This is a genomic window from uncultured Candidatus Puniceispirillum sp. (assembly GCF_963979125.1).
Taxonomy (GTDB): domain Bacteria; phylum Pseudomonadota; class Alphaproteobacteria; order Puniceispirillales; family Puniceispirillaceae; genus Puniceispirillum.
The window spans coordinates 1-14,693 of the sequence record NZ_CAXBVX010000050.1 but is presented as its reverse complement, the minus strand read 5'-3'; the positions used below and the strand labels follow the sequence as shown (position 1 = coordinate 14,693).

Annotated in this window: 16 protein-coding genes, 2 tRNA genes and 1 pseudogene; 16 read left to right on the top strand and 3 right to left on the bottom strand. The window is 46.7% G+C overall.

Annotated elements, in window-relative coordinates; all coding sequences use genetic code 11:
- The coding region (locus ABNT28_RS06480) for an undecaprenyl-diphosphate phosphatase (protein WP_348721230.1) at positions 1-804 on the top strand (804 nt) is incomplete at its 5' end.
- Between the two features lie 17 nt (positions 805-821).
- Here ABNT28_RS06480 and ABNT28_RS06475 read toward each other — a convergent pair.
- Entirely contained in the window at positions 822-1,769 is a 948-nt protein-coding gene (locus tag ABNT28_RS06475; RefSeq protein WP_332923203.1) for a complex I NDUFA9 subunit family protein, read from the bottom strand.
- A 274-nt stretch (positions 1,770-2,043) separates the two neighbouring features.
- On the opposite strand from ABNT28_RS06475, the gene ABNT28_RS06470 reads away from it, so the two are divergent.
- From ABNT28_RS06470 to ABNT28_RS06445, 6 genes are all read left to right on the top strand, one after another.
- A tRNA-Leu gene (locus ABNT28_RS06470) sits at positions 2,044-2,130 on the top strand.
- 85 nt (positions 2,131-2,215) lie between these two features.
- Positions 2,216-2,827, top strand: a complete 612-nt coding sequence (locus tag ABNT28_RS06465; protein ID WP_332923202.1) for a ribonuclease D — start codon at positions 2,216-2,218, stop codon at positions 2,825-2,827.
- Positions 2,828-2,877: 50 nt separating this feature from the next.
- Positions 2,878-3,540, top strand: a complete 663-nt coding sequence (gene lptC, locus ABNT28_RS06460; RefSeq protein WP_348721229.1) for an LPS export ABC transporter periplasmic protein LptC — start codon at positions 2,878-2,880, stop codon at positions 3,538-3,540.
- Between the two features lie 37 nt (positions 3,541-3,577).
- Positions 3,578-4,384, top strand: coding sequence for an LptA/OstA family protein (locus ABNT28_RS06455; RefSeq protein ID WP_332923200.1), 807 nt, complete (start codon positions 3,578-3,580; stop codon positions 4,382-4,384).
- Between the two features lie 42 nt (positions 4,385-4,426).
- A complete protein-coding gene (gene lptB, locus ABNT28_RS06450; RefSeq protein WP_332923199.1) occupies positions 4,427-5,209 on the top strand; it encodes an LPS export ABC transporter ATP-binding protein in 783 nt (260 codons plus the stop codon).
- 171 nt (positions 5,210-5,380) lie between these two features.
- The gene (locus tag ABNT28_RS06445) at positions 5,381-5,845 is read left to right on the top strand and encodes a PTS sugar transporter subunit IIA (RefSeq protein ID WP_332923198.1); all 465 of its coding nucleotides are present in this window, start codon (positions 5,381-5,383) and stop codon (positions 5,843-5,845) included.
- 137 nt (positions 5,846-5,982) lie between these two features.
- Here the strand turns inward: ABNT28_RS06445 and ABNT28_RS06440 are convergent.
- A tRNA-Ala gene (locus ABNT28_RS06440) sits at positions 5,983-6,058 on the bottom strand.
- Between the two features lie 120 nt (positions 6,059-6,178).
- Positions 6,179-6,586, bottom strand: coding sequence for a TIGR02300 family protein (locus ABNT28_RS06435; RefSeq protein ID WP_332923197.1), 408 nt, complete (start codon positions 6,584-6,586; stop codon positions 6,179-6,181).
- Between the two features lie 330 nt (positions 6,587-6,916).
- Here ABNT28_RS06435 and aroA point away from each other — a divergent pair, with 330 nt between their 5' ends.
- The 9 genes and pseudogenes from aroA to ABNT28_RS06390 all read left to right on the top strand — a co-directional run.
- A complete protein-coding gene (gene aroA, locus ABNT28_RS06430) occupies positions 6,917-8,257 on the top strand; it encodes a 3-phosphoshikimate 1-carboxyvinyltransferase (RefSeq protein WP_332923196.1) in 1,341 nt (446 codons plus the stop codon).
- Complete coding sequence (cmk, locus tag ABNT28_RS06425; protein ID WP_332923195.1) at positions 8,254-8,883, top strand: (d)CMP kinase; 630 nt, start codon at positions 8,254-8,256, stop codon at positions 8,881-8,883. The genes aroA and cmk overlap by 4 nt, the downstream gene beginning before the upstream one ends.
- A 272-nt stretch (positions 8,884-9,155) precedes the next feature.
- A complete protein-coding gene (rpsA, locus tag ABNT28_RS06420; RefSeq protein WP_332923212.1) occupies positions 9,156-10,853 on the top strand; it encodes a 30S ribosomal protein S1 in 1,698 nt (565 codons plus the stop codon).
- Positions 10,854-11,004: 151 nt separating this feature from the next.
- Positions 11,005-11,283, top strand: a complete 279-nt coding sequence (locus tag ABNT28_RS06415; protein ID WP_013046123.1) for an integration host factor subunit beta — start codon at positions 11,005-11,007, stop codon at positions 11,281-11,283.
- A gap of 13 nt (positions 11,284-11,296) precedes the next feature.
- Positions 11,297-11,647: a LapA family protein gene (locus ABNT28_RS06410; protein WP_332923194.1), complete on the top strand. Its 351-nt coding sequence runs from the start codon at positions 11,297-11,299 to the stop codon at positions 11,645-11,647.
- A gap of 26 nt (positions 11,648-11,673) precedes the next feature.
- The gene (locus tag ABNT28_RS06405; RefSeq protein WP_348721227.1) at positions 11,674-12,327 is read left to right on the top strand and encodes a phosphoribosylanthranilate isomerase; all 654 of its coding nucleotides are present in this window, start codon (positions 11,674-11,676) and stop codon (positions 12,325-12,327) included.
- Positions 12,328-12,374: 47 nt separating this feature from the next.
- Positions 12,375-13,598: a tryptophan synthase subunit beta gene (trpB, locus tag ABNT28_RS06400; RefSeq protein ID WP_332923192.1), complete on the top strand. Its 1,224-nt coding sequence runs from the start codon at positions 12,375-12,377 to the stop codon at positions 13,596-13,598.
- Between the two features lie 51 nt (positions 13,599-13,649).
- Positions 13,650-14,471 carry a tryptophan synthase subunit alpha gene (gene trpA / locus ABNT28_RS06395; protein ID WP_332923191.1) on the top strand — a complete coding sequence of 274 codons (822 nt, stop codon included), beginning with the start codon at positions 13,650-13,652 and terminating at the stop codon, positions 14,469-14,471.
- A 24-nt stretch (positions 14,472-14,495) separates the two neighbouring features.
- Positions 14,496-14,693 (top strand): annotated as a pseudogene (locus tag ABNT28_RS06390) (acetyl-CoA carboxylase carboxyl transferase subunit beta); the annotation flags it as partial.

Genomic DNA, 14,693 nt, shown 5'->3' with positions numbered 1-14,693 from the left:
ATGATTATTCTTGTATCACTTGTGCAAGGCATAACAGAATTTCTGCCCGTGTCATCATCTGGACATCTTGTTTTGCTTCCTATTCTGACTGACCAACCCTATCAGGGACGGACAATCGATGTTGCCGCGCATGTGGGGACCCTGTTTGCTGTTATGTTTTTCTTGCGTGTTGAAATCACCCGCATTGTTATTGGTATAGGTAGCTTTGGCAGACACAATAAAAGTGATGCGCGACTTGGTTTGATGCTGATCGCCGCAACAATCCCCGTTATAGTTGCTGGATTTTATGTTAATTATGCCAACTGGAATTGGCTGACGGCAATTGAGACGCTGGCATGGTCAAATCTGATTTTTGCTGGTTTACTATGGGGCGCTGATCGCTATGGCGTGACAGTAAACAACATGAAGACAATGCGTTTTTCTTCTGCCATATTTATTGGCTTTGCGCAGGTTTTTGCGCTGGTACCTGGTGCATCTCGTTCTGGTGTTACCATGACAGCTGCACGAATATTTGGGTTTGACCGCGTTACCGCCGCTCGTTTTTCATTATTGCTTTCACTACCGACCATTGCCGGTGCTGGTATTTTGAAAACCAAAGACCTTGTCAGTGATGGTGATCTGGTATTGGGTGGTGACGCCGTACTGGTCACTTTATTTTCAGGCTTGTTGGCATTCATTGCTATGCGGGCGATGATAGCTTGGCTGGCACGCGCCAATTTCAATATTTTTGTGTATTATCGGCTGGTGCTTGGCATTGTTTTGTTATGGGCGGTGCAGACAAACCTGATTACGCAGATGGTATAATCAGGTTTGAATCAGGTTCAGCGTGAAAACTGGCCGCCAGGGCGAAACCGTGCAAGATAGCTGGGTAAAATTGCATCCATGCTGGTTGCTGTGATGCCCATATCAGCAAGACTTAGTGCATTTTTGGCAACAATATTATCCATTTTTAATAATTTAACCTGATCAACAGTGACAGGTGGTGATGGCAACAGTCCGGCAAATACAGCTCCCAAAGACATTAAGCTAAGCGGCACTGGTAACAACAAACGTCGACGCCTGGTCTGCAATAAGGTGATTTCCATCAATTGACGGAATGAATAGATATCCGGACCGCCAAGTTCAAAAACCTTGCCACGTGGTTTGATTTTTATTTTCCTGATACCTACACACGCTTCGATAGCAGCAACCACATCGCCAACATAAACCGGTTGCATCCGCATTGAACCACCACCAGGTAAAGGCAAAGCCGGCGCTTTAACAGCCATGCCAGCAAAGCGGTTAAAGAAACTATCACGTGGTCCAAAAACGATTGAAGGCCGCAGAATTATGCCATCTGGAAATGCACTATGCAAACCAGCTTCGCCTGCCGCCTTGGTACGCGCATAAACACTGGGTGAGTTTGCATCCGCACCAATAGCTGAAATATGAATGACATCAGTCACATCATGTTTCGTGGCCAGCATACCAATCTTGCCAGGCAACACCCCCTGCAAGGCATCAAAACGCTGACCACCTGTTTCGGCAAGGATGCCAACAAAATTTATAACCGCATCAGCTGGTTTTATAACTGACTCAAGGATTTCATCATTAAGCGCATCGCCGGACACCAACGTAATCTGACCAACATGACCCATCGGTTTCAGATATTTGGCGCGCTCGGCATTACGGCACAAAACAATGACACGCATTCTAGCCCGCGCCAGCATTTCTACTGTGGCACGGCCGATAAAGCCTGATCCGCCAATTACTGTCACTGTCTTTTGCATATTCATCACTCTTAAACTCAAATACCACAGTCACTCTGCATGACCGATTGCTTACTGACTAAAATTCAACCTATATGGAAATGGTATTACCACCTCATATGTACAATGGTGATAGCAAAAGCAACAAGCAAAAACCGGATTAAAAAGGGAAACAAAAACTAAAGCTGCCCATAGAGCATCAGAATTCAGCCAATCCACCTGAAAATTGTTTGACAGCCAAGCTTTTAGGACTATTCTCTCGCACTTATTAACACCAGACTATTGTTGATAAATTGCCCAGGTGGCGGAATTGGTAGACGCGCTGGCTTCAGGTGCCAGTGGCCGCAAGGTCGTGGAAGTTCGAGTCTTCTCCTGGGCACCATGTAAAGTTGAAATCTACATCCGAATTATTATCCAGTGTTTTCAACTGGAATGAAATAACGTAGCAGACATGAAAGCATCAAACGATGGCAGTACATATTTATAAAGACGACCTGCCTGCCAGCATTGACCTTGGTAAAATTGTAGCCATTGATACCGAAACCATGGGATTGAAAACGCACCGCGATCGCCTTTGCCTAGTGCAATTATCCAGCGGTGATGGAAACGCACATTTAGTGCAAATCAGCAATCCTGTTAAACCAAGCCCTGTGTTGGCAGCGTTACTAGCTGATCCGGGTGTTACCAAACTTTTCCATTTTGCGCGTTTTGACCTTGCCGCCCTAACACATTACATTGGCCCCATCGAGGGCGATATTTACTGTACAAAAATCGCATCAAAACTAGCGCGCACTTATACAGACCGACATGGTCTGAAGGATTTATGTCGCGAATTAATACAGACTGATATTTCAAAACAGCAACAATCATCAGATTGGGGTGCTGATACCCTGAGTAGCGATCAGCAGAATTATGCGGCTGGTGACGTTTTGTATTTGCATGCGATCCGCGAAAAACTCTCGCAGATGCTTGAACGTGAAAATCGTATGACACTTGCCACCGCCTGTTTCGACTTTTTAGTAACGCGCGCAAAGCTGGATCTTATCGGCTTTGACGAGGTGGATATTTTCCATCACTGATACATCATGAGCGTCATGGAAACGCCATGAGGTTGCTCAGAGGACTTTGAATGGCATCTGATAATAATGATATGTCACACAAGAAACTAAACCGCTTTACGCCAAAAAAGCGTGATTCGTCTGTTGAAAAATCCACTTTTATGCGCCCTAGCATTCTTCTGACTGGTGCTGGTTTGATTGCTCTTGCCGCCGCAGTTGGGTGGCTTAGCCTGTTTACCAAAACAAGTGATGTTCGTGTCAGTATCAAAAATATTGAAGTGGCTGATGATGGGGCGACACAATTAACCGGTGCGCGCTACCGAGGCACGACAAAAACAGGTAAAACCTATGAAATCACCGCCACCAACGCCATTGAAGAAAATAATGGTAGCGGCGTTATCCAGATGGTTGAACCCACTGGCTTTATCACCCAGTCAGATGGTGGACGAATCAATATAACCGCCTTGAATGGCGCATTTTCAAAATCCGACAGTTTGGTCGATCTCAAAGGCATGGTTGTTCTTAAACAAACCAAGCAAAATGTGATAATGACGACCGAAGCATTGCGCGCCAATATTGATGCAGGTGAGATGCAATCCGATCTACCTGTCAAAGTGACGTCACCTGACGCACATATAACAGGACAAAATATTCGTGTCACTGATCATGGAAATGTGATGATGTTTGGCGGCACAAGCAAATTAACTCTACATAATATCAAAATGACCAACTAGGCTGGTAAGGCCAGTCAAGGAATAGACAGGACTTGTTATGAAGGTTTTAAAAATTTTATCTCGTAATCTTGCGCTATTTGCTTTGCCGCTCGCTATAAATGTTGGAATGACGATGACCGCAAATGCGGCAGACAAACAAGCCGACACACAGAATGCACCTGTCACGATTGAGGCCTCCGATTTTCTAGAATGGGATCAGAATAAGGGACTTTATTTAGCCAAAGGCAATGCGATAGCTACGCAACTTGATATGCGCATCTCGGCAGATCGCTTGGAAGCAAGCTATGATCCAGCATCAGACGGGCGCGAAATTAATGTGATGACCGCAATCGGAAATGTGTCTTTTATCGATGGTGACAATACCGCGATGGGTACGCGCCTTGTATATGACCTTCAATCCAGTATTTATTCGGTGTTTGGTAAGAACGCAAAAGTGACCAGCCCGAATGGTATCATGACCGCAACAAAAAAAATCACCTATGACGAGTCCAACCCAGCCAAAGCAAAGATTACCGGTATTGGTAAAGCCAATTATACCGCCAATGATGGGCGTATTGTAGCTGGCGATGAAATTATCGCTTTTACAAATGAAGCTGGTGATCTGCAAACACTTGATGCAACTGGCAATGCCTATGTTCGCACCGTTGACAATCAAACCGCCACTGGTGACAAGGTCAATTATGATTTCAACACGTCAATTGCCATTCTAACAGGTAATGTCGAATTAATCGAAGGCCAGAATATCATGCGCGGATCTCGTGCCGAAGTGGATTTTAACAGCGGTATCAGCCGATTGCTATCTGACGGTCAGGGTGGACGTGTAACCGGCATTATGGTTCAATAACAATGTTAAATTTTGAATATTTTTCATATGGATGCGTCAACAATGGATAAATGGACCAACCAGCAAGGGTTTTCTGCATCTGCACCGCGGCTGGTGAATCAAAATACGGGCTTGCAGGCAACAGGCATTGGCAAAAGCTTTGATCAGCGCCGTGTCGTGCGCAATGTCACTTTGAGCTTACAACGTGGTGAAGCTGTTGGTCTGTTGGGACCAAATGGCGCAGGTAAAACCACCACCTTTTATATTCTGGCAGGTTTGTTGGCCGCCGATGAAGGCAGCGTAAAAATTGATGGCCAGAATGTAACAAATATGCCGGTTTTTCAGCGTGCCCGGCTTGGTATTGGATATCTGCCTCAAGAATCGAGCATTTTTCGTGGCCTGACTGTCGAGCAGAATATCTTAGCTGTGCTTGAAACGCTTGATGAACCGGAAACGGACCACGCATCGATGCTTGATGATCTGATGGCAGAATTTGGCATTGCACATCTTCGCAATACGCCCTCAATCAATCTGTCTGGTGGCGAGCGACGGCGGCTTGAAATTGCCCGTGCTTTGGCAGCGCGCCCAACATTCTTGTTACTTGATGAACCGCTTGCAGGCATTGACCCCATAGCTTTGGGCGAAATACGTGGTCTTATCCGCCAGCTTTTGGATCACGGGCTAGGCGTTCTCATAACCGACCATAATGTTCGCGAGACACTGGATGTTGTTGATCGCGCCTATATTATCCATGATGGCGCCGTCATGATGGAAGGTAACCCCGAAGAGGTGGTTCAACATAGTGGCGTGCGTGAAGTCTATCTTGGTGAACGATTTAGCCGCTAAAGCACATAGACAATAATACATCGAGTGTATCGATTTCAAAACATAACCTTGACAGGCACCTGCACCGCAACTAGGTTGCGCGACTTCTGGAACACCTGACGAACCAGACAAACGAATCTCAAGACGCTTTTTACTGGCTTATACCCACATTATATCTGGACAGGTTTTCAAATGACAGAAGGTAGTTTTATTGAGCAGCAACAGATACTTGTTGGCCTCAAAGTAACCAGCAAAAAACACCTTATCGAAGCACTATGTGCCCATGCCGCCAAAGCGCATAATATCGAATCGCGTGATATTTGTGCAGCGGTGATGAAGCGTGAACGACTTGGCAGTACTGGTGTGGGCAATGGTGTGGCGATCCCGCACGCAGCTATCAGTTCAGTTGATAAGCCGATTGCCGTGATGGCGATACTTGACACCCCTATTGCCTTTGATTCTGCTGATGGAAACGATGTTGATATTGCCTGCTTGGTGATTGGTCCGGAAGGTAGCGATCAAGCTCAACTCAAGATGCTGTCATCCGTTTCACAAGTACTTCGCAAGGCAAATAGCTGTTCCAAACTTCGCGAAGCTCAATCTTCGGCCGATGCGCTCATAGCTATTCAGCATATAACGCAGCCCAAAGCTGCCTGATTATCCTGATTATCCTGATTATCCTGATTATCCTGATTATCCTGATTATCCTGATTATATTGTCTTTCATATAAGACCAAAACAAAACCCCGCATCAGCTTTACAAAGGCCGAGGCGGGGTTTTGTTTTAGGTGATTTGGTGGAGCTAAGCGGGATCGAACCGCTGACCTCTACAATGCCATTGTAGCGCTCTCCCAGCTGAGCTATAGCCCCTTATCCAAATCAACAGCCGCAATATGTGCGGCCGCGCATGTTTATCGCAGGCGTTAGTGTTGGCGCAAGCAAAATATATCAATCACTCACAATTCATCCAACAAAGGACGAAAAAGGGGGTTAGGTATCATCCCTATTGTCAAGATTCGGAAGCAACTCGTCATCTTCGGTGATCTCATCCTGAATGATGCCTGGTCCGTCAGCATCCTCGGCAACGTCATCTTCTTCGTCATAATCGAGGGCATCATCTTCTACGCCAGTAGCATCGTTTTGCTCGGCATTCTCGTCATCACCGTCTTCATTGTCATGAATATTGTCATCCTGATCTTCAATATCGGCCGTTTTTGCTGCCTGAGCTTTACTAGCAGCCGATTTTACCGCGCTTCGCCCTTTACGGCTGGTGAGTAAATTTTCAAGACTGAACTCAGTGGAACAGCCAGGGCAAATGATAGGCGTTCGTTTAAAATCATAGAACTTCATGCCACATGACAAACAAGCCCGCTTTATTCCAAGATCTGCTTTAGCCATTCCAACTAACCCTTTGCATATTTACTACATATGGTTACGCAAAATTTGTAATAGGGATTTGAAACAATTTAATGAACCTGTCAAAACAAATTTTTAATCAGCATGCATTTTATTGTGCTCTTGCGTAATCAGTTGGAATCGTAACAAGCGCGGTTAGGACAGCAATGTACCCACCTGCCTAAATTTAATATTTTGCCACAATCAATCTTACCATATTTGCGTCATCAGCCTACATAATGCTATATCAAGCTTTATTTGAATATTGTGATGGCAACCTGTGTCATGATTAGCAAATTCAATAACCCCTTATTTTGGGCGCAGGATAAAGTCATGTCGATACAGACAAATCTTAGCTTATCATCTCAAAAATCAGCTGCACTTGGTGGCATAGTTGATGTGCCAGGCGATAAATCAATGTCGCATCGGTCTCTGATCCTTGGCAGCTTGGCTATCGGCACGACCAAAGTCACTGGTTTGCTTGAAGGTGCTGACGTGTTGGCCACCGCCGATGCAATGTCAGCGCTTGGTTCAGATATTGAACGCCTTGATGACGGTACTTGGGTCATTGTGGGACAAGGTCTTCATGGCCTTGAAGCGCCAGAAAAGGCACTTGATCTTGGCAATTCGGGTACTGGCGTTCGATTGCTTATGGGTGTTGTTGCTAGCCAGCCCATCACCGCGACATTTACTGGCGATGCCTCGTTAAGCGTGCGCCCTATGGCGCGTATCACCGATCCATTGCAACAAATGGGAACCTTAGTTTCCAGCCGTGATGGCGGCCTTTTGCCCGTGACAATTACGGGCCAGAACGAACCCATGGCGATTAGTTATGAAAGTCCAGTAGCATCAGCTCAGATCAAGTCAGCTATCTTACTTGCCGGCCTGACTGCACGCGGCGATACCGAAATCATCGAACCACATGCGTCACGCGACCATACTGAAAGCATGCTTCGTCATTTTGGTGCCACAGTCGAGCAGACAGTGCATGAGGATGGCACACATCATGTCAGGCTTCATGCTGGCGCCCAGTTGATCGCGGCAGACATTACGGTACCGCGTGATCCGTCATCTGCCGCTTTTCCCATGGTCGCCGCATTGCTGACCAAGGATAGTGACATCACCTTGCCAGCGATTGGCATGAATCCACTTCGTACCGGTTTGATAACAACTTTGATTGAGATGGGTGGTGATATAACCATGCTTAATACACGTGATGAAGGCGGCGAACCGGTTGCCGATTTGCGAATCCGTCACAGTGATCTGCATGGCATTGAAATACCTGCTGTGCGGGCGGCATCTATGATTGATGAATTTCCGATTCTGTCGGTGGCCGCAACACAAGCAGAAGGCACTACGATCATGAATGGTGTTGCCGAGCTCAGGGTCAAGGAAACTGACCGCATCAAGGTTATGGCTGATGGGTTGGTGGCTGCTGGCGCCATTGTCAGTTATGATGACGAAACTATGACTGTGACTGGCTGCCCGATTGCGGGTGGCATAACGGTTGACTCACAGCATGATCACCGAATCGCAATGTCATTTCTAACCCTTGGTTTGGTCGCAGATGCGCCGGTCAATGTTGACGGATGCGAGACGATCAATACAAGCTTTCCAAATTTTGCCACGATCATGCAGAACGCGGGCGCCAATATCGCCATTATAAATCCATGATTATCGCGGTTGATGGTTCAGCCGCTAGTGGTAAGGGTACGCTTGCCAAACGGCTTGCTGCCCATTTTGATCTTGACCATCTTGATACGGGTTCTTTGTATCGCATGGTTGGACTTGCTGTCCTTGAACAGGGAATAAACCATGAAAATATAAATGAAATACAAGTGGTTAATATAGCTAGCGCACTTGATCTTTCTATCAGCCCTGATCAAAGAATACGGAATGACAAGGTTGCAAAAATGGCTTCGATTGTGGCTACCATACCATCTGTTCGCGCCTGTCTGCTTGACCTGCAACGTAACTTTGCCACGCACCATTCTGCCGCTGGCGGGGCTGTTCTTGATGGCCGTGACATTGGAAGTGTTGTTCTGCCAGATGCCGATTATAAATTCTTTGTTGACGCCGATATCAATGTTCGCGCAGAACGCCGCACCAAAGAGTTGCAAGATATCGGACAATCCGTTATGTTCCGCGACGTTCTTAAGGATTTGAAGGCACGGGATCAGCGAGATCGCAATCGCGATATTGCCCCGTTAGTGGCGGCACCTGACGCTGTGGTTGTTGATACGTCTGACAAAGACGCTGATATGGTCTTGGCACTGGCATTGTCACATATAGCTCAATAATCTAGAACATCGTCGAACAGGTTGGTTTCCGAACACCGCCCGTTTGTAAAAATGGCTTTAATTTTTGCTGGTAATGATCAACTGATCGCCACAAAAACCCGGTTAGAGTTTCATCAGAAGCAATATTGCCAACATGGCATGATGCTGATCAATGGAATGGTTCGGCTAATTCGGCCCTCAAACCAGCTGAGGCATTATACCGGTATGATAGTTTCGTGTCACGAAACACCGGTAGGCGATGAACGGAGATATTTTTGACACCTACAAATGTAATGGCAGCAGACGCTGCAACTGAAAACTTTGCCGATCTTCTTGCTGAAAGCTTTGGTAAAGATACCAATATCGAGGGCTCAGTTGTCCGCGGTTTTGTTGTAGAAATTGAAGGCGACGCGGTTCTTATCGATGTTGGCCTGAAGTCTGAAGGACGCATCCCCCTCAAGGAGCTTGTCAGTCCCGGACAGGAATCCGATGTAAAGATCGGTGACGAAATTGAAGTTTATGTTGAGCGCATGGAAGACCGCAATGGTCAGGCTGTGCTCAGCCGTGACAAGGCCCGCCGCGAAGAAGCATGGAGCTTGCTCGAAGCCTCATTCGAAAAACAGGAACGTGTTACCGGCATCATATTTGGCAAGGTCAAAGGCGGCTTTACCGTCGATCTTTCAGGCGCAACAGCCTTTTTGCCAGGTAGCCAAGTTGATATCCGCCCAGTGCGTGATCTTGGCCCATTGATGGGCTCTCCACAGCCATTCCAGATTCTGAAAATTGACCGCCGCCGTGGCAACATCGTTGTTTCGCGCCGAGCTGTTCTTGAAGAATCCCGCGCCGAAGCTCGCACTGAGCTGGTATCTAACCTTCAAGAAGGTCAGGTATTGCAAGGGGTTGTTAAGAACATCACCGATTACGGTGCGTTCGTTGATCTTGGCGGTGTTGATGGTCTGCTTCACGTTACCGATATTGCATGGCAGCGTATCAGCCATCCTTCGGAAGCCCTGCAGATTGGCGAAACTGTTGAAGTACAGGTTATCCGCTTTAATGCAGAAACCCAGCGCATCTCGCTTGGTATGAAACAGCTTCTGTCTGATCCATGGGAAAATGTCGAAGGCAAATTCCCGATTGGTGCGAAGATGGAAGGCCGTGTTACCAATATCACCGATTACGGTGCATTTGTTGAGCTTGAGGCCGGCGTCGAAGGTCTTGTCCATGTGTCAGAAATGAGCTGGACCAAGAAGAATGTCCATCCAGGCAAGATTGTATCAACCAGCCAGCAAGTTGAAGTCATGGTTCTGGATGTTGATCTGTCTAAGCGCCGGATTTCACTTGGTCTTAAGCAGTGTACTGGTAACCCATGGGAAGACCTTAGTGCCGCACATCCTGCTGGTTCAGAGATCGAAGGCGAGATTCGCAACATCACCGAATTTGGTCTGTTTGTTGGCCTTACCGAAGAAATTGATGGTCTTGTTCATCTATCGGATATCAGCTGGGACGTAACAGGCGAAGCTGCTCTTGAAGGCTTCAATAATGGTGACATGGTCAAAGCCAAGGTTTTGGATATTGATACTGATAAAGAGCGTATTTCGCTTGGTATCAAACAACTTACCGATGATCCATTTGCTGGCCAAGCTGACAATTACCGTAAAGGCGAAGTTGTCACATGTATTGTTACAGCTGTTTCCGAAAACGGTCTGGATGTAACAGTCGGTGATGCCATGACTGGCTTTATCCGTCGGGCTGATCTCAGCCGTGAACGTAACGAACAGCGTGCTGATCGGTTTGCCGTTGGTGAAAAGGTTGATGCGGTCGTAACGAACCTGGATAAGAAGTCACGTAAACTGACTTTGTCAATCAAGGCACGTGAATCTGCCGAGGAAAAGCAGGCTATGGCTGACTTCGGTTCATCAGATAGCGGGGCAAGCCTTGGTGATATTCTTGGTGCTGCTCTTGCCAAGCGTGACACATCAGACGACAAGTAAAGTATCCGCGTAGGCAGCTTCGGTTGCCTACGCTTTCATTGTATTTTTCATTCTAAAACGTTTTTGTTTCAAACATGAGTTGACCCCGCGTTGGTGAACGGGCATCCTAATTTCTGTTAAAAATGTATGTATTAACAATGGAGTGGGTGGCGTGACACGGTCTGAACTTATTGCCCGTATGGCAGCAAAAAATCCTGCCTTGTATCACAGAGATATTGAACGTTTAGTCGGAACAATCCTAGATGAAATAAGTGGCGCTCTGGAACGCGGTGATCGCGTTGAACTTCGTGGGTTTGGGGCGTTTTCGGTACGTCACCGCAAAGCCCGCATAGGCAGAAACCCAAGAACAGGTACAAGCGTGCAAGTTGCTGAAAAGAAAGTACCTTTTTTCAAAATGGGTAAAGGAATGCGTGAGCGTCTGAACCGTTAATTAGGTGAAATTAATGAAAATGATTACCCGTTTTTTGTGGGTCATGATCACCATTTCAATAGGTTTGTTCGCGGTATCATTTTCAACTTCCAATACTACACCTGTTAGCTTGGCTCTGTGGCCTTTTGATCTAACCTTAACCGCGCCGATATGGCTTGTATGTATTATATGTCTCGGCATGGGCTTGGCAGTGGGTAGCGCGTTGATTTGGCTACAGCTTCTTGCGATTCGCGCCCGCAAGTGGCGATTACAGCAAAATTTTAATAAACTTGAGAAAAAATACGCAGCGCTTATCGAAACACAAGTGTCTGAAGCTAACACCGATGTGGCTGACAAAAAGCAGGACATTAGAGTGCTGAATTAAGCCTGAGCAACCCAAGGAAATTTCAAATGCCGCGTGCTGATGTAAAAATTTGCGGGATAGCAACACCTTCTGATTATGATGTCTGCGCCAAAGCGGACGCGCGCTGGGTTGGTATGGTGTTTTTTCCAAAATCACCAAGGCATCTTTCACTAAATGCGGCGACTGCCATTGCAGATCATGCCGACAGCTATGAGGGTATTTGCCCAAAACGCGTGGCTTTGACTGTCGATATGGATGATGATGCGCTAGATGCTGTCATGCAGGCATCCCGCCCCGACTTTATCCAATTGCATGGTAATGAAACGCCTAATCGTGCAAAAGCAATCAAGGCACGCTTTAATATCCCGCTTATAAAGGCCATTCGGATTGGTAATGCATCTGATTTGAATGCCTGTTCCGCATGGGACAATGTTGCTGACTGGCTACTGCTTGATGCCAAGTCAGTTAGCAGTGACATGCCGGGGGGAACAGGCCATAGATTCGACTGGAGCTTGCTTGCCCGTTATACAGGCATGGCAAAATGGATGTTAGCGGGAGGGCTTAATTGTGAAAATGTAGCCGAAGCTATCGCCACTACAACTGCCAAGGCACTTGATGTGTCTTCAGGTGTTGAATCAGCTCCCGGGAAAAAAGATCACAAGCTAATTCGTAGCTTTATTCATGCAGCAGAGATGGGCTAAATTAGATAACTATTCAGGAGGCTGGCCATAATGAGCCGGAAAATAAAATGACCGAAGCAAGTGTGAATTCTTTTCGAAATCAGCCCGATGATGGTGGGCGTTTCGGCATCCATGGGGGACGCTTTGTTGCCGAAACATTGATGCCACTGATTCTGGATGTTGAAAAATCATATAATGAATCGCGTCAGGATGATTCATTTGCCCGCGAATTGCTCTATTATCAGCAACATTATATTGGCCGCCCAAGTCCACTTTATTTTGCTGAGCGTCTGACAGCACATTTTGGTGGTGCAAAGCTGTATCTCAAGCGCGATGAACTGAACCATACAGGCGCACATAAAATAAATAATGTGCTGGGACAGGCTTTGTTAGCCAAACGTATGGGTAAAAAGAAAATTATCGCCGAAACCGGAGCAGGTCAGCATGGTGTTGCCACCGCTACTGCTTGCGCCCTGTTTGATATGGAATGCGAAGTGTTTATGGGTGAAGAAGATGTTCGCCGCCAAAAGCCAAACGTTGATCGGATGCGCCTATTGGGTGCAAAGATTCATCCTGTAACATCGGGCACAGGCACTTTGAAAGATGCCATGAATGAAGCTTTACGCTTTTGGGTAACCAATGCGGAAACACATTTCTATATCATTGGTACTGTTGCTGGCCCTCATCCCTATCCACAAATGGTGCGTGATTTTCAGTCAGTTATTGGCATTGAAGCCCGCACCCAAATTCAGGAAGCCGAAGGGCGACTGCCCGATGCTTTGGTTGCCTGTATTGGCGGTGGGTCAAATGCGATGGGCCTATTCCATCCGTTCTTGGATGATGAAGATATTGATATTTACGGTGTTGAAGCGGCTGGTAAAGGCATACCATCTGGCCTTCACGCGGCATCACTAACTGGTGGCACGCCAGGAATTCTGCATGGTAACCGTACCTATCTTTTACAAAATGATGATGGTCAAATTACTGATGCGCATTCAATTTCAGCTGGCCTAGATTATCCTGGTATTGGACCTGAGCATTCATGGTTGCATGATATAAAACGCGTTAATTATGTCAGCGCCACAGATGATGAAGCGCTGGTTGCGTTTCAGCTTTGTGCCCGTCTTGAAGGCATTATCCCTGCATTGGAACCATCTCACGCACTTGCTTTTACCGGCACAATGATTGGCGAAATGGATAAGGATTCTATTGTGATACTGAACATGTGCGGACGCGGCGATAAGGATTTGGGAGCCGTGCTTCCCATTCTTGAGGAACTTGGCAGGCTTTAGCGTCATACCAAACTTAGTACCAAAGACGTTATTCGAACAAAGGGAAATGTAATGACACGTCGTATTGAGACAGCTTTTGCCAAAGCAAAGTCGGAAAATCGGGGCGTTTTAGGCGTATTTATCACTGCCGGCGACCCCGACCTTGAAACGTCCGAAAAGATAATAAATTCGCTAGCAGACAGTGGTGTTGACTTTATTGAACTCGGAATGCCGTTTTCTGATCCAATGGCTGATGGTCCAGCTATTCAGGCGGCGTCCTTACGCGCTTTAAAGGCTGGCATGAGCTTGCAAAAAACAGTGGCTATGGCCAAGCGTTTTCGCGAGAAAAATAGCGATATTCCTGTGATTCTTATGGGTTATTACAACCCCATTTATATTTATGGGAACGAAGCTTTCTTGAAAGATGCTGTCGAAGCAGGCGTTGATGGGCTGATTTTGGTTGATCTACCGCCTGAAGAAGATGATGAGCTATGCATCCCAGCGAAACAGGCTGGCCTCAGCTTTATCCGGCTAGTGACACCAACCACCGATGACAAACGGTTACCAACGGTTCTGGCTGAGGCAAGTGGCTTTGTTTATTACGTATCAGTGACAGGCATAACAGGTACCAAAAGTGCCGCGGCAAATTCTATTGAGACGGCTTACAAACGGATCAGTTCCAATACCGATTTGCCGATTGTCACAGGTTTTGGTATCAAGACTCCTGAACAGGCAGCAGAAGCCGCCAATTTAAGTGATGGCGCGGTTGTCGGATCAGCCGTTGTCGATATTATTGCCAGCAATCTGTCTGCAGATGGAAGCGGTAATGATGATATTGTCCGTAAAGTTGCCGCATTTGTCGGTGATCTTGCAAATGCTATTGCTGGTAAATAGTCAGATGACGAAGGGATGTAAGCGATGAACTGGATTACAAATTCTGTACTCCCCAAAATCAAGGCATGGGTACAATCAGATGATGTTCCCGATAATTTGTGGGTTAAATGCAAAGCCTGCGGGCAGATGATTTTCCATCGCGAATTTGAGCAAGCTTATAATTGTTGCTCTACCTGTGGTTCGCACGCGCCCTTACCGCCTGAAAGCCGCTTTGCCATGACC

Excerpts from the sequence above, each read along its gene's own strand:
- ABNT28_RS06475 (WP_332923203.1), bottom strand. The coding sequence starts at position 1,769 with ATGCAAAAGACAGTGACAGTAATTGGCGGATCAGGCTTTATCGGCCGT.
- ABNT28_RS06465 (WP_332923202.1), top strand. The coding sequence starts at position 2,216 with ATGGCAGTACATATTTATAAAGACGACCTGCCTGCCAGCATTGACCTT.
- lptC (WP_348721229.1), top strand. The coding sequence starts at position 2,878 with ATGGCATCTGATAATAATGATATGTCACACAAGAAACTAAACCGCTTT.
- ABNT28_RS06455 (WP_332923200.1), top strand. The coding sequence starts at position 3,578 with ATGAAGGTTTTAAAAATTTTATCTCGTAATCTTGCGCTATTTGCTTTG.
- lptB (WP_332923199.1), top strand. The coding sequence starts at position 4,427 with ATGGATAAATGGACCAACCAGCAAGGGTTTTCTGCATCTGCACCGCGG.
- ABNT28_RS06445 (WP_332923198.1), top strand. The coding sequence starts at position 5,381 with ATGACAGAAGGTAGTTTTATTGAGCAGCAACAGATACTTGTTGGCCTC.
- ABNT28_RS06435 (WP_332923197.1), bottom strand. The coding sequence starts at position 6,586 with ATGGCTAAAGCAGATCTTGGAATAAAGCGGGCTTGTTTGTCATGTGGC.
- aroA (WP_332923196.1), top strand. The coding sequence starts at position 6,917 with ATGTCGATACAGACAAATCTTAGCTTATCATCTCAAAAATCAGCTGCA.
- cmk (WP_332923195.1), top strand. The coding sequence starts at position 8,254 with ATGATTATCGCGGTTGATGGTTCAGCCGCTAGTGGTAAGGGTACGCTT.
- rpsA (WP_332923212.1), top strand. The coding sequence starts at position 9,156 with ATGGCAGCAGACGCTGCAACTGAAAACTTTGCCGATCTTCTTGCTGAA.
- ABNT28_RS06410 (WP_332923194.1), top strand. The coding sequence starts at position 11,297 with ATGAAAATGATTACCCGTTTTTTGTGGGTCATGATCACCATTTCAATA.
- ABNT28_RS06405 (WP_348721227.1), top strand. The coding sequence starts at position 11,674 with ATGCCGCGTGCTGATGTAAAAATTTGCGGGATAGCAACACCTTCTGAT.
- trpB (WP_332923192.1), top strand. The coding sequence starts at position 12,375 with ATGACCGAAGCAAGTGTGAATTCTTTTCGAAATCAGCCCGATGATGGT.
- trpA (WP_332923191.1), top strand. The coding sequence starts at position 13,650 with ATGACACGTCGTATTGAGACAGCTTTTGCCAAAGCAAAGTCGGAAAAT.